Consider the following 18,720-nt stretch of genomic DNA (forward strand, 5'->3'; position numbering starts at 1 on the left):
CGTTAGGCGATCTTGGTGCATTAGGTGTTTTTTTAAGACGAGCTCATCGTGAATGCTGTCATCATACCGGCAATACTTCTGATTCTGGCTGGCTTTGCTTATCAGATAGGCCTTAGAGCCAGCGTGAGAGCAGCCAGCGCTGCGCCAACGGTCTCTATGCATTCACGCCCGTCGTATCATGGCTGGTTAGCCGTTTTGCGGGCAGCAGTGCCCGCCGTCGTGGTTTACCTCATTTGGTATTTGTTCGGCGGTGGCATCGTGGATTCGATGGTATTGGCGCAAATCCCGGCGGCCAATTTGCCTGAATCTGTGTTGGCGCAAGACGCGCTGATGCAAAGAATTTTTAATCTGTCCACCGGGTTCGGCGTTGCTGGCGAGGCACAAGCTTGGGAGAGTTCGGCAGCTGCTCATATGGCGATGTTGTATGGATATGGCCGTACCATTACCTTCGCCCTAATGGCAACGGTTGCAGCACTTGGGCTATTTTTTAGCTGGCGCAAGACCACGCCTGCGACCCGTGCACGTAACAAAGTTGAAAAGTTCATCACCACTGCCATGCTGGCGTGCTCAGCAGTGGCGATTTTGACAACACTAGGCATTGTGTTGTCGATGCTCGGTGAGGCGATCAAGTTTTTTTCTTTCGTCAACCCGTTGGACTTTTTCTTTGGCACGACCTGGAATCCACGCTTTGTCACTGTCGGTACTGAGGGGCAGGCGGGATTTGGTATGGTGCCGCTCCTAGCTGGCACCATGATGATCGCGTTAATCGCGATGCTGGTTGCTACGCCTTTGGGATTGTTGACCGCCATCTTCACCTCTGAATACGCATCAGACCGAGTGCGGGCGATTGTCAAGCCTTTGGTTGAAGTGCTCGCTGGCATTCCAACGATTGTTTATGGCTTTTTTGCGTTGGTGACGGTTGGCCCGTTTTTGACTGACCTTGGGGCATTTTTTGGGTTAGACATTCGTGCCACCTCAGCTTTGACTGCAGGTTTGGTGATGGGGATCATGATCATTCCGTTTGTGTCGTCTTTGTCGGATGACATCATCACTCAGGTGCCACGCGCCATGCGGGATGGCTCGCTGGCTTTGGGGGGTACCAAATCAGAGACGATCATCAAAATCGTGGTCCCGGCGGCTTTGCCGGGGATTGTCGGTGCATTGTTGCTGGCGGTTAGCCGCGCTATCGGTGAGACCATGATTGTGGTGTTAGCCGCAGGTAATGCGCCGGTGCTGACTGCCAACCCGTTTGAAGCAGTCTCAACCGTGACCGTTTCGATTGTGAATCAGCTCACCGGTGACCAGGATTTCTCAAGTCCACAGTCGCTCGTTGCATTTGCCTTGGGCCTAACATTGTTTGCCATGACACTGGTGCTAAACGTGATCGCACTTGTCGTGGTTCGTCGCTATCGGGAACAGTATGAATAACGCCAGTACAGCGAAATCCGGTGTAGATGGATTTGCTTCAAACGAGGCAAGGACCCAGCACATTGCATCTACTCTAAAGCGCCGCCGTAACAAGGAATTCCGTTTCCGAATGATGGGGATCTTGGCGGTTTGCTTCTCGATCGGTTTGGTGGGTATTTTGTTTGGTACCATCTTGGCGAAGGGGATCCCATCGTTCTGGCAGGCAACCTTCGTGTTGGACGTTGAGTTCTCGCCAGAAATTGTCAAAATTGACCCTAAACCGGTGCAAGAGGCTGGCGAGAGCCCGGCCGAGTACGAGAAGCGCGTCAACGATTGGGCAAACCGGTTGAACTTCATTAACTTCAACCGTCTGTTACTCAATTCGGTTGCCAAGGTGTTGCCTGAGACCGAAGAGAACCGTCGTGCGGTATTAGAAATGTTCGCAAGTGCAACGCGTTTTGATCTGCGCAATCTGGTCATTGACGACCCGAGCATCGTCGGCAAAACAGTCAAGCTTGATCTGCTCGCTAGTGCCAACGTCGATGTATGGCTCAAGGGCAATATTGATCGTTCACTGCCTGATGCCCAGCAACAACTGAGTGCTGATGCTCGCAAGTGGTCGGATCAGTTGTATGAAATGGGTGTTATCCAGAATAAGTTCAGCACATCGTTGTTTGTGAATGCTGACTCACGTAGTTCGCCCGCGTCCGCTGGTCTGGCAGGCGCGTTTGTCGGGTCGCTCATGATGATGATCGTGGTGATTTTGCTGGCGGTGCCTATTGGCGTGGCAGCGGCGGTGTATCTCGAAGAGTTCGCCCCACAAAACAAGTTCACCGACTTTATTGAAGTCAACATCAATAACCTTGCGGCAGTTCCATCGATCGTGTTCGGCTTGCTCGGGGCATCGGTCTTCATCATCATGTTAAACCTGCCATTATCTGCACCAATTGTTGGTGGTTTGGTATTGACGTTGATGACGCTGCCGACCGTGATTATCGCGACGCGAGCGTCACTTAAAGCAATCCCGCCATCCATTCGTGAAGGGGCGTTGGCATTGGGCGCCTCTCGTGTTCAGGCGGTGACTGATCACGTGTTGCCACTGGCGCGGCCCGGGATTTTGACTGCGACCATCATTGGTGTGGCACAAGCCTTGGGCGAGACAGCACCATTGCTGCTGATTGGCATGTCAGCATTTGTGGCAAACATCCCATCCACACCGTTTGATCCCTCGACTGCGCTGCCAGTTCAGATTTATCTGTGGAATGGCAACGAGTTGCGCAACTTCTTTGAAGGCAGAACCTCTGCCGTGATTATTATTCTGTTGGCACTGATGCTGACATTGAACTCGCTAGCCATCTGGCTGCGCAAGAAATTTGAGATAAGGTGGTAGTCATGACGACCGAAGTAACTGCAAAACCAACCGCAGCGATCAAGGCCAAAGAGGTCGCCACGACACCTGTGAAGATCACGGCTGAAGATGTCAAAGTCTTCTATGGTGAGAAAGAGGCCTTACACGGCATAACCATGAATATCCACGAGCGTGAAATCGTGGCATTCATTGGTCCTTCTGGTTGCGGCAAGTCGACCTTTTTGCGTTGTATGAACCGCATGAACGATACCGTGCCGGGTGCCAAGGTGACGGGCAAGATTCATTTGGGCAAGACAGATATCTATGATCCAAGTATCGACGTGGTGCTTTTGCGCGCGCAAGTTGGCATGGTGTTTCAAAAGCCTAATCCGTTTCCCAAGTCCATCTACGAGAATATTGCGTACGGCCCCCGTCTACACGGCTTGGCTAAAAACAAGGCCGATCTTGATGTGATCGTCGAAAGCAGCTTGACTCGTGCTGGCCTTTGGAATGAGGTAAAAGATCGTCTCGATGCGCCAGGCACGGGCTTGTCTGGTGGTCAGCAGCAGCGCTTGTGCATTGCGCGCGCCATCGCAGTCAGTCCGGAAGTCATCCTGATGGATGAACCGTGCTCGGCACTTGACCCGATCTCAACGGCTCACGTTGAGAACCTGATGCTAGAACTCAAAGACAACTACACCATCGTCATCGTGACCCACAACATGCAGCAAGCTGCTCGTGTGGCCGATCGCACAGCGTTCTTCCACTTGGGTGACTTGGTGGAAATGAATGAGACATCACAGTTGTTCGTGAATCCCAAAGAAAAGCGCACAGAGGATTACGTGACCGGGCGTTTTGGTTAAAAGCAGCCCGATATATTCCCCTGCGGCATCAACCGCCCCTAATTACCTAGCCTCAGGCATCGACTCTCGCTGTTGGTTGTATGCTTGGGGCTGGTTTGTTTTTTAGCCAGATTGAATTCGCTTGTGCGAGCAAGTGAGTCGGTTTGGCCTGATGGTAGATGAAACGTATCCTCGTAATCCGTAACGATAAAATCGGCGACTTTATGCTGGCTTGGCCAGCGCTTGCGCTATTGAAAGGCGCTGGCTGCCATTTGACGGTTCTGGTGCCAGCGTACACCGCGCCCTTGGCCCGTCTATGCCCGTTTGTCGATGAGGTGATTTGTGACCCAGGAGAATCGGGCAGTCAAATTGAGCAGGCAGAACTGCTGCAAACCGTCGCTGATGGCAAGTTTGACGCAGCATTAACCTTATTCTCTACCTGGCGTGTTGGGGTGTTGCTGCGTAAAGCAGGAGTTTCTTTGCGTGTGGCGCCAGCCACCAAGTTCGCCCAGATTCTCTACAACCATCGCGTTACCCAGCGTCGATCGCGCTCGGAGAAACCCGAGTGGGAATACAACCTGGATTTAGCGGCTGCATTGCTCAAAGACTTGGGCTTGTCGGTCGGATCGGTTGCAGCGCCTTACCTTCAAATTGATACTGCCGAGGTGGTTGCCAGACGTCATGCCATGGCTGCGCGCCTGTCATTGCCAACGGATAAACGATGGTTGATGGTGCACGCCGGTTCGGGTGGATCAGCTAATAACTTGAGCATGCGTCAGTATGAAGAACTAGTTTGTGCGTTGGCCAAGCGACTGCCTAACTGGGTGTTTGTGTTGACTGCAGGCCCGGCCGAGCGTCTTGGTGTTGGTCATTTGATGGCGAATTTGATCAATCGGCAGGTGCCGGTTGCTATGGGAACTGGTGATGATCTGACGCAGTTTACTTACGATATAGCTGTCGCTGACGCCTTCATGGCGGGTAGTACAGGCCCATTGCATATTGCAGGCGCACTCGATGTGCCCACGGTCGGTTTCTATCCCTTGAGGCGGTCAGCAACTGCTTTGAGGTGGCAAACACTGAATTCTCCCAAACGGCGGCTTGCCATATCACCCACCGCGTCGATGCCAGATCCGGAAAGCTTCAAGGGGTTAGATGTTGATGCAGTCGCTGATCAAATTGCTGGTTGGCTTGAGGGTTCGGCCAGCGACATTGACTCTCATATCGATGAGCCAATCGGTATTTAGATCGATCGTGAAGTTTCTACCACTAAGGCTTGGGTTGTTGGCGCACCCAAAGATCGGCGTACTTGGCAAACGTAGAGTGAGCTGACAGCAGCGCTAATAGAAGACCTTGACGGCCATCGAGAAAGCCAGCCTTAAGCACGTACATACGCAAAAAGCACCCGACGCCGTGAATAACCCCTTGCAGTAGGCTGCCGCGTTTGCCACGTACCTCGCGTTGCTGCGCCCATAGGTCTGCGTACTGGGCTGATTTCACGAGGTAGTGCTGCAAATCTTTGTAGGTGTAGTGCAAAAGGTCACCCGTTAGTGGCTCGATATGAGTGCCAGGGTGTACTTCGAGCCTCTCGTGCACCTGAGCATCGGAGTATTGGGTGAGCTTGGTTGGGTGCAGGCGCAGTACCCTGTCAGGATACCAGCCGCTGTGGCGGATAAATCGCCCGAATGCCCAGGACAGTCGAGCAGTGCTGTAAATGGTGTTTGGATTATTTTGTGAGACAGCGGCTTTGATCGAGGTCTTCAGCTCTGGCGTGAGCCGCTCATCGGCATCGATCCAGAATATCCAATCTGAGCTTACGTGGGACTGGGCAAAGCGCCGCTGTAGTCCAAAGCCCTCCCAAGATGGTTTGGCAAACACTTTGGCGCCAAGCTCTCGGGCAATGTCAGCCGTGTTGTCGGTGCTGCCGCCATCGATCACGATGATTTCATTGGCCAGTCCTTCACACGACCGCAGGCAGGCAACGAGGTTGTCGGCCTCGTTTTTAACGATCATGGCAATGGCTAACGTGGGCATGTCTGCATTCTAGATGATCTATGACAGCCTGAGCCGCGCTGTGCCGTGGGCTTGTCATGAACCTGTCATCTTTATCGAGTTAAATTTCGATAATTATCAAAATAACCTCTCATCATCAGGACAGCATCGTGAAAGTAGGCATTAACGGCATGGGACGAATTGGACGATTGGCATTGCGCGCAGCCATGGGAGCAGCGCACCGGCCAGGCGACGATCCGTACCGAAACAATCGGTTGGAAGTGGTCCATGTCAATGAGATCAAGGGCAATGCCCAAGCCTTGGCACATCTGATGGAGTTTGACTCGGTGCAGGGGCGCTGGCGCGAGACAATCGGTGCTTCTGACAACACCATGCACATTGGTGCATGCGACATCACGGTATCCAATCATGCTGATCCCAAAGATATCGCTTGGGGTGACATGGGCGTGGAGCTTGTACTGGAGTGCACGGGCAAATTGTTGACCCCTGAGGTGTTACAGGGACACCTCGATCGGGGCGCCAAGCGTGTGGTGGTGGCGGCACCCGTGAAGGTCGGCAATGTGTTGAACATCGTGTTTGGTATCAACCATGACCGCTACGAGCCAGGCCGAGATCGGATTGTGACGGCTGCATCTTGCACCACGAACTGCCTGGCGCCTGTGGTCAAAGTCATCCATGACAATTTGGGTATCCGTCATGGCCAGATCACCACGATCCATGATCCCACCAACACCAATCTGGTGGTCGATGGGGTGCACAAAGACCTGCGCCGTGCCCGCAGTGCCATGCTAAGCCTCTCGCCCACGACCACCGGCAGTGCCACTGCCATTGCACTGATATACCCCGAGCTTGCCGGCAAGCTCAATGGCCATGCGGTTAGAGCCCCGGTTCTGAATGCCTCACTGACTGACGCGGTGTTCGAGCTGAACAAGCCAACGTCGGCCGAAGCGGTCAACGCATTGTTTCAAGAGGCGGCAAACGGATCTCTGGCCGGTATTCTCGGTTTTGAAGAGCGTCCTTTGGTGAGCGCTGATTATGCGCAGGACACCCGCAGCTCGATAGTCGATGGACTCTCGACCATGGTCACCGACGGAACGATGTTGAAAGTTTACGCATGGTATGACAACGAGATGGGTTATGCCTGCCGTATGGTTGATCTGGCTTGTTATATGCAATCGCAGGGTATGTAAGCCATGACGGTTTCTGCCGCACCCAATCCGGCCGCATCGGCTGCGCGCCAGTATGCATTGGTTACGTCCGCTTACTGGAGCTTTACGTTGACCGACGGCGCACTGCGCATGTTGGTGCTGCTGCATTTCTATCAGCTTGGCTATTCGCCGTTCACGCTCGCTTTTTTGTTCTTGTTATATGAGGCGGCAGGCATTCTGGCGAACTTGGTCGGTGGATGGCTTGCGACCCGGTTTGGTATTTCACGCATGCTGGTGGTTGGCCTTTGCACGCAGATTGCCGGATTTCTATTGCTCTCAGCGCTGTCGCCAAGCTGGTCCGCGACGCTCTCGGTGGTGTGGGTGGTGATTGCTCAAGGCGTGTGTGGGGTGGCCAAGGATCTGACCAAGACCGCCAGCAAATCCGCCATCAAAATCACCGCTAGCCAAGCCAGTGGCCAGTTATTCAAGTGGGTGGCGTGGTTTACCGGTAGCAAGAACGCGATGAAAGGTGTGGGCTTTTTTCTGGGTGGCGTGCTGCTGCAGTATCTGGGTTTCTCAGGTGCATTGTGGCTAATGGCTGGGTTGCTAGCCTGTGTGTTGGTCGGGGTGCTGACGTTGTTGCCACCCATGATGGGCAAGAGCAAAGCCTCGAAATCTGCTCGGGAATTGTTTGCTAAAAGTCGAGGTATTAACCTGCTGGCCTTGGCCCGGGTATTCCTCTTTGGCGCCAGAGATGTGTGGTTTGTGGTTGGCGTGCCGGTCTATCTTTATGCGGCTGGCTGGACCTTCAGCATGGTGGGCGGGTTTTTAGCAGCATGGACAATTGGCTATGGGTTTGTGCAAGCCATTGCTCCGCAGCTGGTTAGACGCAGTGATGATGGGCTAACCAACGAAGTGCCGGCAGCGCAACTTTGGTCGCTATTGCTGGCCCTAGTGCCTGCGGCCCTAGCCTGGTATGTCTGGCAAGACACTGCGCAGTCAGCCTGGGTGGTAGTCATCGGGTTAGGTGTATTCGGGTTTGCGTTTGCAGTGAACTCGTCGGTGCATTCTTATCTGATTCTGGCTTATGCGGGGTCAGAGAAAGCCGCTGAAGACGTGGGCTTTTACTATGCTGCCAACGCCTCAGGGCGCTTTATGGGCACTTTGCTGTCGGGTTTGTTGTATCAGTGGGGTGGATTGATGTTTTCTTTAACGGGATCAGCCATCATGCTCGCCATCTGCTGGCTAGTCACGCTAGCGCTACCCAAACACCTTGATCAACTGAATTGAGCTGGTAGCTCGGCTCCTAGCGTGTGCGCCAGGCGGCTGTCCAGAACCCTGCTGCGAGTAATAGGCTAGCCCCCACGATTGCCCACATAACTAGTCCATAAGACTGATTGACCGTCCACAGCCAAGCGGCTGCCAGTGGTGCAGCCGCCCGAGCGGCAGTTGCTGCAATCGTGATAATGCCATTTAAGGCTCCATATGCATGTGGGCTTAACATCTCCGGCACCACAAAACTTCTGACGATTGTAAAAATACCGTTGGCCATACCGTAGGCAGCAAAGACCACAGCAACCAACCAAAACCCGGGGTTGGCTTGGATGAGTAATGCAAATGCGACCGGAAACACCGCTACCATGACAGACCCGAGCCAACGTAAAGGTACGCCGGGCGCATAAATAGTCACGAGATAGCGACCTAAAACTTGCGCTGGTCCAATAATGGCAATGGCCAGAACCACATCGCGTTCACTTAAACCGTCTTCCTGAAGCAGAGGATACATATGAAAGGTGAATGCGGAGAACATCCCGGCGTAGATGGTTAGAGATCCTAATATCAGCCAGAACAAACTGCTACCTAAGTTCTCACGCACAATCTGGCGATCACGTGAGATGTCCGCAAGCTTTTGTTCGCCGGTATGCGCATGATCAAGATCGGTTTGTGGCCGAATCAACCAGAGATAAAGCAAACCGTAGATGAAATTGACAGCACCCAACCACAGCAGTGTGTTACGCCAATCGACCGCATTAATTAACAGCTCAGTGACGGGAATAAATACGGTACTCGCAAAACCACCCCAAAGTGTGATGTGGGTAATGCCAGCACGTGCATTACGCGCACCAACATGTCTGGCGAATACAGCAAATGCAGGTTCGTACAGAACGGCTGCCTGAATGGCACCGCTTAGAGCACAAATAAAGTAAAAAGCCAGCAAGCTGTCAGTGATGGACCACCAAGCCATGACAATCATCGCAGCAAATGATGCGCCCGCCATGATCCACTTGCCATGACCCCGGTCAATACCCACGCCGACCGGATAGCTCAATAGTGCGGTCATCGCTAGGCCAATCGTAGCTCCAGCATAAAGTTCCGATTTGCTCCAACCGAGCTCGGCTTCCATGCGCAACACAATTAACGGAAAGCTGTAATAGAGCGACCCCCAGGCGCAAATTTGTCCCAATCCGAGCAAGGGGGCGAGCATGATTGAACTCCGTTACCTTTGCAGTAAAGGTTTTAAGGCTACTGCTGTATGTGACTGCTTTAAGTGGTGCTTCAACAAGTCTTCCGGCGACCCTTGAGCGACTAACCGTCCGCCTTGAGATCCACCTTCCGGGCCTAGATCTACCACCCAATCAGCTTCTGCAATCACATCAAGATTATGCTCAATAACCACAACCGTATTGCCAGCATCGGTCAGGCGATGTAGAACGCTGATGAGCTTTTCCACATCTGCCATGGACAGGCCGACCGTTGGTTCATCTAGAACATAGAGGGTATGTGGTAAGCGTGAAGCACGTCCGGTTTTGATGATGCCTTCGGTGACTCTGGCCTTGGCCAGTTCAGTCACGAGCTTGATACGCTGCGCTTCACCGCCCGACAGCGTCGGTGACGGTTGTCCCAAGGTCAGGTAGCCAAGGCCGACGTCTTGCATCAGTTTTAGTGGATGGGCGACCTTAGGGTGTGCCGCAAAGAATTCAACAGCATCATCAACCTCCATGGCGAGCACTTCACCCACATGTTTACCACGCAGGCGGGCCGACAAGGTGTCAGCGTTAAAGCGATCGCCGTTGCAAGCATCACAAGGCACTTTGACATCAGGTAAAAAACTCATCTCCACTGTCCTCATGCCTTGGCCTTCACAGATCGGGCAGCGACCATCACCCGTATTGAATGAAAACCGATTGGTTTTCCAGCCGCGCATACGTGCTTCCTGTGTGTCAGCGAACTGCTTGCGGATATCGTCCCAAAAGCCGATGTAGGTGGCAGGGCACGAGCGTGGGGTTTTACCGATGGGCGTTTGGTCAACTTCTAGCACTCGGTCAACGGCCTGCCAGCCTTCAATACTCTCGCAGCCAAACCACTGGTCAGGTTGCCCTGAACTGACGGCTGCGGCCATGTTCTCTAGTAGAACTTCGCGAGCAAAGGTGGATTTGCCAGAACCAGACACCCCAGTCACCACCGTCAGGCGCCCGATTGGAATGTCGGCATCGACCAGTTTCAGATTGTGCAGTCGGGCTCCCCGAATTTTGAGACGATCGACTGATTTGTCCACGACACGGCGAGCTTGTATGGGATGTTTGAGTGGTTCTTTAAGATATTTGCCAGTTACCGATTCAGGATTTTCCATAATCGCTTGTAAGTTGCCGTGTCCAACGACCCGACCGCCTCTGACACCTGCACCTGGGCCGATATCAATGATGTGTTGGGCGCGACGTATCGTTTCATCGTCATGTTCGACTACCACCAATGTGTTGCCATTGCCTTCGAGTTTGGTCAGTGCGTTTAGCAAGATCTGGTTGTCACGTGGGTGTAAGCCTATGGTTGGCTCGTCGAGTACGTAACAGACACCTTGCAGATTGGATCCGAGCTGAGCGGCGAGTCGGATGCGCTGTGCTTCGCCACCCGAGAGAGTTGGGGCGGCACGATCAAGCGTCAAATAACTCAATCCCACTTCACGCAGAAAATCGAGCCGGGATCTGACCTCTTGCAAGATGTCGCGGGCAATCTCGGCTTCGCGGCCTTTGGTGACCAGGCCAGTAAAGAAGGTATGCGCTTCAGATATCGGTAAAGCTGCCAGTTCGGCGATCGAGCGGTCACGCCAGATCACGGCTCGCGCAATAGGGTTTAATCGCGTGCCGTGGCAACTCTCGCACGTGGGTGTCTCGCCTTCATACCAGGCGTTCCATGCCGTTTCCTCGCCGCTTTGCTCGGCATCAAAGCCTGCGAGCTTCAAGCCCGTGCCGTAGCAACTTGTGCACCAGCCATGCTTGGAGTTATATGAGAAGAGCCTTGGATCGGGTTCGGGGAAACTCATGCCGCAACCCGGACAAGCCCGCTTGGTCGAGAAGTGTTGCTGCGACAGTGGCGCATTTATGTCGTTCTTAATCGCATCAAGCGGCCAGATGACACTTAACGTGCCTTGGCCATGATGCAGAGCCGTTTCAATCGTCTCACGCAGCTGTGCTTCATTGGCTTTATCCACCACAAAATCAGCCACCGGCAGCTCGATGGTGTGTTCTTTGTAGCGATCAAGCCGTGGCCAATTGTTGGTGGGGATAAACTCGCCATCAACGCGCAGGTGGGTATAGCCTTTGCCGCTGGCCCACTTGGCCAGATCGGTGTAGTACCCCTTGCGGGCGCTGACGAGCGTTGACATGATGCCAATGTGTGTGTCGGCGTGATCTCTCACAATGCGAGCCGCAATCTGCTCGGCTGTTTGCGGCTCCACGCTTACACCACAGTCCGGACAGTGCTGAGTACCTAGCTTCATGTAGAGCAGGCGCAGGAAATGATGGATTTCTGTCATGGTAGCCACGGTTGACTTACGTCCGCCTCGGCTGGTGCGTTGTTCAATCGCCACCGTTGGCGCAATCCCGTAGATGGCATCAACATCGGGTTTGCCAGCAGGCTGAACGATCGCACGCGCATACGCATTGAGGGACTCTAGATATCTGCGTTGGCCTTCATTAAAGAGTATGTCAAACGCCAGCGTTGATTTACCCGAACCAGAGACACCAGTAATGACCGTGAACTTGCCGTGCGGGATTTGCACGGAAATGTTCTGCAGGTTGTGCTCGCGTGCATGCAGGATTTCAATCTGTTTGGCCAGGTGGACTGGTTCGCGCAGTACCTGTTGTAGTGGCCGCCCAATGTCAGTATCACCCGGTTCGCCAGACATTTGGCTTTCGTAGTCACGCAGGGCTTGGCCCGTATGCGACGATTCGACCGCCATGACTTGTATCGGCGTACCGGCTGCGACAATCTGCCCGCCGTCGGCGCCGGCCTCAGGGCCAAGGTCAATGACCCAGTCCGCTGCGCGAATCACATCGAGATTATGTTCGATGATTAATAGCGAGTGGCCAGCACCGAGCAGTTTGCGGAATGCACGCATCAGTCGGGCGACATCATCAAAGTGCAAGCCAGTGGTAGGTTCATCGAAAAGGAATAGGCTGCCTTTACGAGCGAGCTTGTTTGATGCACCAGTGCGCGCAGCCTCAGCCAGATGACCGGCGAGCTTGAGTCGTTGTGCCTCCCCGCCCGATAGTGTTGGCACAGGTTGTCCGAGTTTTACGTACTCCAACCCCACATCAGCAAGTGGTGCGAGGGCAATCTGCACATCACGTAGCCCTTGAAAAAAATCCAAGGCTTCGGATACGGTCATTTCTAGAACTTCATCAATCGAGGCCCGATTGCCCAGATGCTCGATTTGCACCTCGCGTATCTCGGGACGAAAACGCTTGCCGTCACAATCTGGGCAACGCAGGTAAACGTCGGAGAGAAATTGCATTTCCACGTGTTCAAACCCGGTGCCACCGCAAGTTGGGCAGCGGCCGTCACCGCTATTGAAACTAAAAGTACCCGCGGTGTAACTGCGTTCACGGGCTAGAGGGGCTTGTGCGAATAGTTTGCGAATAGCATCAAAGGCGCCGACATAGCTTGCCGGGTTCGAGCGTGCCGTCTTGCCGATGGGCGACTGATCAACCATCACCACCTCGGCCAACTGCTCGTGCCCGAGCAGATGTTTGTGCGCGCCGGGTGCCTCAGTAGGCTTACCCATGAGTTTGAGCAAAGCCGGGTAAAGCACGTTCTGTACGAGAGTGGATTTGCCTGAGCCAGAGACGCCAGTCAGACACACGAGACGTCCCAAAGGCAAAGATAAATCGATATTTTTCAAATTATTGGCCGTGACGCCTTCAAGCAAAAGTCTCGGTGTGTTGTTGGCTACCGGCATGGCGCGCGGAGCCTCAACGTGCTTGCTACCACTCATGTACTGGCCGGTTAGGGTATTGGCGCGTCGCAGTTGCTCAGGTGTACCATCAAACACAATTTGCCCACCACGCTCGCCCGGGCCTGGACCGATATCAATAATGCGGTCAGCGGCCACCATGACTTGGGGGTCATGTTCGACCACCACCAAGGTATTGCCAGCTGACCGCAGTCGATGCATGACTTCAACCACACGGTTCATGTCACGAGGATGTAAGCCGATGGATGGTTCATCGAGCACAAACAAGGTGTTGACCAATGAAGTGCCAAGCGCTGTGGTGAGGTTGATGCGTTGAACCTCACCGCCCGACAGTGTGCGGCTCTGACGGTCAAGTGTCAGATAACCCAGACCAACATCGCAAACGAATTTAAGGCGCGCGTTAAGCTCTTGCAACACCAATTCCATGGCGGTGTCCATCACCGCACTATCAAACTTCAGTGTCTTGAACCATGCCTGTAGATCACTGATAGGCATACACATGAGTTCGTGAATGTCGCGGCCGTCGACCTTCCACAGCAGTGCATCCGGTTTTAGACGGGTCCCGTGGCAGGCTGGACAGGTGGTGTAGCTGCGATATTTGGATAGCAACACACGCACGTGCATTTTGTAGGCCTTGGTTTCTAGCCACTCGAAGAATCGATGTACGCCATACCACTGGGTTTGCCAGGCGTTTCGTCCGCCCTTCCACAGCGGGTCACCATCAAGTACCCATTCCTGGTGTTCTGGTGGCAGATCGCGCCAGGCGGTGTTTAACGATACATTGGCACGTTTGGCAAACTTTTCTAGATCATCTTGGCATTCTTTAAAGCTCGGGGTTTGCCAGGGTTTGATCGCACCGTCGGCAAGCGTCTTGCTCTCATCGGGTATGACCAGACCCAAGTCAATGCCGATCACGCGGCCAAAGCCGCGGCAGGTTTCACATGCGCCAAGGGGTGAGTTAAATGAGAAGGTGCTCGGCAAGGCAGGTTGGTAAGACAGATCACAATCGGCGCAATGCAGCTTGTTGCTAAAACGCCAACGGGCAGTCTCAGTGCCGTCATCGGCCAAGGCGTGGATTGATACCAGGCCTTGACCCATGCGCAAAGCCTGATCAAGCGCTTCAGCCAGGCGTTCAGGTTCGACGCTTGACCAGCGAAACCTGTCCTGCACGACGTCGATCACTGACTGTTCTTTGGTGCTTGATGCCCTGGGCTCACCATGGATGCGGGTGTAGCCCTGGCCCTCCAGAAAATTGCTGACTTCGTCAGCGGTGAAGTTGGCTGGAATTTGTATTTCAAAGGTGATGACTAGTCGTGGGTCACTTAGGTCCTTGCAGCGTTCGTGTAAGGTACGGCTGATGGTCTGCGGGTTGTCGCGGTGCACGGGTTTGCCGCAGCCACGGCAATGTAATGTGGCTCCTCTGGCAAACAGTAGTTTGAGGTGATCATTCACCTCGGTCATGGTGCCCACCGTGCTGCGCGAGTTGCGAACCGGGTTGGTTTGGTCAATCGCAATGGCTGGCAAGATGCCTTCGATGCGATCGACCTGTGGCTTGTCCATTCGATCGAGGAATTGGCGCGCATACGGTGAGAATGTCTCGACGTAGCGGCGTTGACCCTCGGCATATAGCGTATCGAAGGCTAGCGAGCTCTTGCCCGAGCCTGAGACGCCAGTGATGACCGTTAATTCCCCAGTCTTGAAGCTCACGTCAAGGTTTTTAAGGTTGTTTTGTCGGGCCCCGAAAAGGTCGATGGAGGGTTTCATGGGAGTAACCAGTCGCAGAATTAGCCACAAATGGAGTACTATAGCGGTCTTCTGTAGGGAGAATTCTCATGTCTGAACGTAAACGTGTGCGCCGTAACACGCTTGAGCGCCGTTGCTTGGGCAAGGCTTTTAAGCGACTGTTTGTAAACGCCCCCAAGGGTGTGTTCAAAATGCTCGAAAAGGTAAAGCGCGTCTAAGTTGCGCCTGCTTTCCTGCTGCGATGCAACAAAAAAGCCGGTTTTGCCGGCTTTTTTGTTGCCCATGCAAGTGCGCGAGGGTGATGGGCTTGCTTGTGAGTCCAGAGTAAGGGTTTCATGCCATTGTGCAATTTGTCCTTTGGCTATAACGTCATCACGCTAAGTTTGTTTGACCGGTAAGTAAAAGAAGAACAAACTATTTACCTAACCATCACTGATGAGGGGCAAAAAACATGCGTCGTTCATTTTATGCGGCTGCGCTAGCAGCTTGCCTGGTTGTCGCACCGATGACTGGCATCACAAAAACATTCAAATGGTCAAGCCAGGGTGACATCCTAACCCTAGACCCTCACTCTCAGAACGAGGGGCTCAATATTGCGGCCAACCTATATGTCTATGAGCCGCTGGTTCGCTATGACGAGGATTTCAAGCTCGAGCCAGCGTTGGCTTTGTCATGGGAGCAGATTGATCCCACGACCATGCGGTTCAAGCTGCGCCCCGATGTCAAGTTTCATGATGGCACGCCGTTCACGGCCGAGGATGTGAAGTTCACCTTTGAGCGTGCGGCCGCACCTTCATCGAATTTCAAGTCTTATGTCAATGGTGTCAAAGAGGTCAAAGTCATTGATCCGCTGACCGTGGACGTCATCACCGATGGCCCGAACCCGGTGCTGCTTCGTCAATTGCCTGTACTTGGCATGATGAGCAAGGCCTGGTCCGAAAAGAACAACGTCACCGTCCCACAAAACTTTAAAGAAAACGAAGAAACCTTTGCCGCACGCAATACCAACGGTACAGGTCCTTACATGCTCAAGAGCCGTGAGGTCGACGTTAAAACCGTCTATGTCGAAAACCCGAACTGGTGGAATAAGGCTAATAAGAAAGGCAACGTCACCGAAATCATTTACACCCCGATCAAGCAAAATGCTACCCGAACAGCCGCTTTGCTGTCGGGAGAACTTGATTTTGTGTTGGACCCACCCGCGCAGGATTTGAACCGCCTGCGTCAAGAGGTCAAAGTGCTCGATGGTAACGAATACCGCACGATCTTCTTGGGTATGGACCAAGAGCGCCCCGAATTGCTCTACAGCGACGTTAAGGGCAAAAACCCGTTAAAAGACAAGCGTGTGCGTCAAGCGATGTACCAGGCGATCGATATCGACGCCATCAAGCGTGCTGTCATGCGGGGTCAGTCGATTCCGACTGGCGCCATGATCTCGCCCCAGGTTAACGGATACGCCGATTCAATTGCCCAGCGCTTGCCTTATGACCCAAACAAGAGCAAGGCCTTGTTGGCCGAGGCTGGTTACCCCAACGGCTTTGAAGTCACACTTGATTGCCCCAACAACCGTTACATCAATGATGAGGCAATCTGCCAGGCGATTGCCGCCATGTGGACCAAGGTTGGCATTAAAACCAAGCTGACCACCATGCCGCGTGCCAATTACTTCCCCAAGATTCAGAAGCGTGACACCAGTGTCTACATGCTGGGTTGGGGCGTGCCAACGTTTGATGCGCTCTACAGCTTGCAGGCTTTGGTTCGCTCCAAGGGTGAGGGCGCTGATGGGTCCTGGAACCATGGCGGCTATTCCAACCCCAAGGTAGATGAGTTAATTGATCAGATCAAGGTTGAAATCGATCAGGACAAGCGCACGGCGATGATTGAGGAGGCGTTGCGTTTGCATGCCGAGGACGTAGGCCATATTCCTTTGCATGACCAGATCATTCCTTGGGCCATGAAGAAAAACGTCAATGCACTGCACCGCGCCGACAACCGTCTGGTGGTCGAGTGGGTCGTGATTGATTGATATCTTGGTGAGTGACGTAGCCACTCTGGCTGCGTCACTCTGATCCCTATGCTTGCATTTATTGTTCGACGCCTGATACAGGCTGCCGGTGTCATGCTGGTGGTTGGCCTCATTGCCTTCTTGCTGTTCCAGTATGTCGGTGACCCCGTCTCCATCATGCTCGGTCAGGACATCACCGACGAGGACCGGATTCGCCTGACCAAGCAGTTGGGGCTGGATCAGCCAGCCATCGTTCAGTTCTATCACTTTCTGATCAATGCCGCGCAAGGCGACTTTGGTATATCGCTGCGCCAGAGTCAGAAAGTCTCAACCATGTTGCTAGAGCGCTTGCCAGCGACGCTCGAACTTTCATTTGCTGCGGCCGTGATTGCGCTGGTGGTGGGTGTGCCCTTGGGTGTTTACACAGCGCTCAATCGAAAGGGGTTCGGGGCTAATTTTGTGCTGGCGTTTTCGTTGGTGGGTGTGTCACTACCGACGTTTCTGATTGGTATTTTGTTGATTTTGGTGTTTTCTGTTCAGCTAGGGTGGCTACCGAGTTATGGCCGTGGAGAAGTTGTCCAGATTGGGTGGTGGTCAACCGGCTTATTGACGGCGAGCGGCTGGAAGCACCTGATTTTGCCGTCAATCACATTGTCGCTGTTTCAATTGACCTTGGTGCTTCGTCTGGTGCGCTCTGAAATGCTGGAGGTGTTGCGCACGGACTATATCAAGTTTGCCAGGGCACGAGGCCTGACGCAGCGTGCTATCCATTTTGGGCATGCGCTAAAGAATACGTTGGTTCCTGTGATTACCATCACGGGTTTGCAGCTCGGGGGCATCATTGCGTTTGCCATCGTGACGGAAACTGTGTTTCAGTGGCCTGGCATGGGCCTATTATTCATTCAAGCGGTGCAATTTGTTGATATTCCTGTGATGGCTGCTTACCTGTGTTTGATTGCTTTAATTTTTGTGGTGATTAATTTAATCGTTGATTTGTTGTACTTCGTGGTGGATCCTCGCCTGCGGGCTGGCATCGGCAAAGTTGGAGGCCATTGATGAATGCCTGGCAGCGATTCTGGGACGGTGATGTCGCGTGGTCGTGGCGCCATTCGCCGGTTGCGATTGTGTCAACGGTGGTGCTGCTGGTTTTGATGGTGGCCTCATTCGGTGCACCCTGGGTGGCACCGCACAATCCGTTTGATCTCGCCACCTTAAACCTGCTCGATGCGCTCAAGCCCCCCGCTTGGGAAAGCGGTGGCGATATGGTCCATGTTCTGGGCACGGACAGTCAGGGTCGGGACATGTTGTCAGCGATCATGTATGGCATGCAGGTGTCGCTGCTAATTGGCTTGGCGTCGGTTCTGCTGTCGGTATTTCTAGGCATTGTGCTCGGATTGCTCGCGGGTTATCTCGGTGGCCGAATCGACGCGTACATCATGCGCGTGGCTGATGTGCAGTTATCGTTTCCGGCGATTTTGATTGCTCTATTGATTGATGGCGTCGCTCGTGCTGTAGTGCCCAGAGAAATGCATGAAATCATCGCATTTCCTGTCCTGGTATTTGCCATTGCACTGGCTGGCTGGCCGCAGTATGCCCGAACGGTTCGTGGCTCGACCATGGTAGAAAAAAATCGGGAGTACGTTCAGGCCGCTCGCGTGATTGGTATTTCGTCACCAGTCATCATGTTTCGGCACGTACTTCCTAATGTGCTAGGTCCAGTCCTGGTTTTGGCGACTGTGCATTTGGCAACAGCCATCATTACGGAAGCGACCTTGTCATTTTTGGGGGTAGGCGTGCCGCCAACTTCCCCATCGCTGGGTACGTTGATTCGTATTGGTAATGATTTTTTATTCTCGGGTGAGTGGTGGATCACGATTTTCCCGGGCATTGCGCTGGTGTTGCTGGTGCTGGCGGTGAATTTATTAGGGGACTGGATGCGCGATGCCCTGAATCCCCGCTTGAATTGA

At 53.5% G+C, this 18,720-nt stretch carries 13 protein-coding genes; 10 read left to right on the top strand and 3 right to left on the bottom strand.

The window, feature by feature from the left end; all coding sequences use genetic code 11:
- Positions 1 to 48 precede the first annotated feature (48 nt).
- The 4 genes from pstC to DHf2319_RS02765 all read left to right on the top strand — a co-directional run bounded on the left by pstC (position 49) and on the right by DHf2319_RS02765 (position 4,841).
- Positions 49 to 1,428, top strand: coding sequence for a phosphate ABC transporter permease subunit PstC (gene pstC, locus DHf2319_RS02750; protein ID WP_243479270.1), 1,380 nt, complete (start codon positions 49 to 51; stop codon positions 1,426 to 1,428).
- The gene (gene pstA / locus DHf2319_RS02755; protein ID WP_243479271.1) at positions 1,421 to 2,797 is read left to right on the top strand and encodes a phosphate ABC transporter permease PstA; all 1,377 of its coding nucleotides are present in this window, start codon (positions 1,421 to 1,423) and stop codon (positions 2,795 to 2,797) included. Before pstC ends, pstA begins: the two co-directional genes overlap by 8 nt.
- Before the next feature lie 2 nt (positions 2,798 to 2,799).
- Positions 2,800 to 3,618 (top strand): phosphate ABC transporter ATP-binding protein PstB, encoded by an 819-nt coding sequence (gene pstB / locus DHf2319_RS02760; protein ID WP_243479272.1) that lies wholly within the window; start codon positions 2,800 to 2,802, stop codon positions 3,616 to 3,618.
- Positions 3,619 to 3,776: 158 nt separating this feature from the next.
- Positions 3,777 to 4,841, top strand: coding sequence for a glycosyltransferase family 9 protein (locus tag DHf2319_RS02765; protein WP_243479273.1), 1,065 nt, complete (start codon positions 3,777 to 3,779; stop codon positions 4,839 to 4,841).
- Positions 4,842 to 4,863: 22 nt separating this feature from the next.
- Here DHf2319_RS02765 and DHf2319_RS02770 read toward each other — a convergent pair whose 3' ends face one another.
- Positions 4,864 to 5,628: a glycosyltransferase family 2 protein gene (locus DHf2319_RS02770; protein ID WP_243479274.1), complete on the bottom strand. Its 765-nt coding sequence runs from the start codon at positions 5,626 to 5,628 to the stop codon at positions 4,864 to 4,866.
- Between the two features lie 128 nt (positions 5,629 to 5,756).
- Between DHf2319_RS02770 and DHf2319_RS02775 the strand changes: the two genes are divergently transcribed.
- Positions 5,757 to 6,797, top strand: a complete 1,041-nt coding sequence (locus DHf2319_RS02775) for an ArsJ-associated glyceraldehyde-3-phosphate dehydrogenase (RefSeq protein ID WP_243479275.1) — start codon at positions 5,757 to 5,759, stop codon at positions 6,795 to 6,797.
- A 3-nt stretch (positions 6,798 to 6,800) separates the two neighbouring features.
- The gene (gene arsJ, locus DHf2319_RS02780) at positions 6,801 to 8,045 is read left to right on the top strand and encodes an organoarsenical effux MFS transporter ArsJ (protein WP_243479276.1); all 1,245 of its coding nucleotides are present in this window, start codon (positions 6,801 to 6,803) and stop codon (positions 8,043 to 8,045) included.
- Between the two features lie 16 nt (positions 8,046 to 8,061).
- Here the strand turns inward: arsJ and DHf2319_RS02785 are convergent, their stop codons facing one another.
- Positions 8,062 to 9,240 carry an MFS transporter gene (locus DHf2319_RS02785; RefSeq protein WP_243479277.1) on the bottom strand — a complete coding sequence of 393 codons (1,179 nt, stop codon included), beginning with the start codon at positions 9,238 to 9,240 and terminating at the stop codon, positions 8,062 to 8,064.
- Between the two features lie 12 nt (positions 9,241 to 9,252).
- Complete coding sequence (uvrA, locus tag DHf2319_RS02790; protein WP_243479278.1) at positions 9,253 to 14,769, bottom strand: excinuclease ABC subunit UvrA; 5,517 nt, start codon at positions 14,767 to 14,769, stop codon at positions 9,253 to 9,255.
- Positions 14,770 to 14,837: 68 nt separating this feature from the next.
- Between uvrA and DHf2319_RS13045 the strand changes: the two genes are divergently transcribed.
- The 4 genes from DHf2319_RS13045 to DHf2319_RS02805 all read left to right on the top strand — a co-directional run bounded on the left by DHf2319_RS13045 (position 14,838) and on the right by DHf2319_RS02805 (position 18,720).
- On the top strand, positions 14,838 to 14,966 hold the full coding sequence (locus DHf2319_RS13045; protein WP_256462167.1) for a hypothetical protein: 129 nt from the start codon (positions 14,838 to 14,840) through the stop codon (positions 14,964 to 14,966).
- Positions 14,967 to 15,199: 233 nt separating this feature from the next.
- Positions 15,200 to 16,774 carry an ABC transporter substrate-binding protein gene (locus DHf2319_RS02795; protein ID WP_243479279.1) on the top strand — a complete coding sequence of 525 codons (1,575 nt, stop codon included), beginning with the start codon at positions 15,200 to 15,202 and terminating at the stop codon, positions 16,772 to 16,774.
- A 48-nt stretch (positions 16,775 to 16,822) separates the two neighbouring features.
- Entirely contained in the window at positions 16,823 to 17,809 is a 987-nt protein-coding gene (locus DHf2319_RS02800; RefSeq protein ID WP_243479280.1) for an ABC transporter permease, read from the top strand.
- A complete protein-coding gene (locus DHf2319_RS02805; protein WP_243479281.1) occupies positions 17,809 to 18,720 on the top strand; it encodes an ABC transporter permease in 912 nt (303 codons plus the stop codon). Before DHf2319_RS02800 ends, DHf2319_RS02805 begins: the two co-directional genes overlap by 1 nt.

The organism is Orrella daihaiensis (genome assembly GCF_022811525.1).
In the GTDB taxonomy this organism is placed as follows: Bacteria; Pseudomonadota; Gammaproteobacteria; order Burkholderiales; family Burkholderiaceae_B; genus Algicoccus; species Algicoccus daihaiensis.

What these genes read in the sequence shown, in the direction of transcription:
- pstA (WP_243479271.1), top strand. Translation starts at nt 1,421, where the DNA reads ATGAATAACGCCAGTACAGCGAAATCCGGTGTAGATGGATTTGCTTCA.
- pstB (WP_243479272.1), top strand. Translation starts at nt 2,800, where the DNA reads ATGACGACCGAAGTAACTGCAAAACCAACCGCAGCGATCAAGGCCAAA.
- DHf2319_RS02765 (WP_243479273.1), top strand. Translation starts at nt 3,777, where the DNA reads ATGAAACGTATCCTCGTAATCCGTAACGATAAAATCGGCGACTTTATG.
- DHf2319_RS02770 (WP_243479274.1), bottom strand. Translation starts at nt 5,628, where the DNA reads ATGCCCACGTTAGCCATTGCCATGATCGTTAAAAACGAGGCCGACAAC.
- arsJ (WP_243479276.1), top strand. Translation starts at nt 6,801, where the DNA reads ATGACGGTTTCTGCCGCACCCAATCCGGCCGCATCGGCTGCGCGCCAG.
- DHf2319_RS02785 (WP_243479277.1), bottom strand. Translation starts at nt 9,240, where the DNA reads ATGCTCGCCCCCTTGCTCGGATTGGGACAAATTTGCGCCTGGGGGTCG.
- uvrA (WP_243479278.1), bottom strand. Translation starts at nt 14,769, where the DNA reads ATGAAACCCTCCATCGACCTTTTCGGGGCCCGACAAAACAACCTTAAA.
- DHf2319_RS13045 (WP_256462167.1), top strand. Translation starts at nt 14,838, where the DNA reads ATGTCTGAACGTAAACGTGTGCGCCGTAACACGCTTGAGCGCCGTTGC.
- DHf2319_RS02795 (WP_243479279.1), top strand. Translation starts at nt 15,200, where the DNA reads ATGCGTCGTTCATTTTATGCGGCTGCGCTAGCAGCTTGCCTGGTTGTC.
- DHf2319_RS02800 (WP_243479280.1), top strand. Translation starts at nt 16,823, where the DNA reads ATGCTTGCATTTATTGTTCGACGCCTGATACAGGCTGCCGGTGTCATG.
- DHf2319_RS02805 (WP_243479281.1), top strand. Translation starts at nt 17,809, where the DNA reads ATGAATGCCTGGCAGCGATTCTGGGACGGTGATGTCGCGTGGTCGTGG.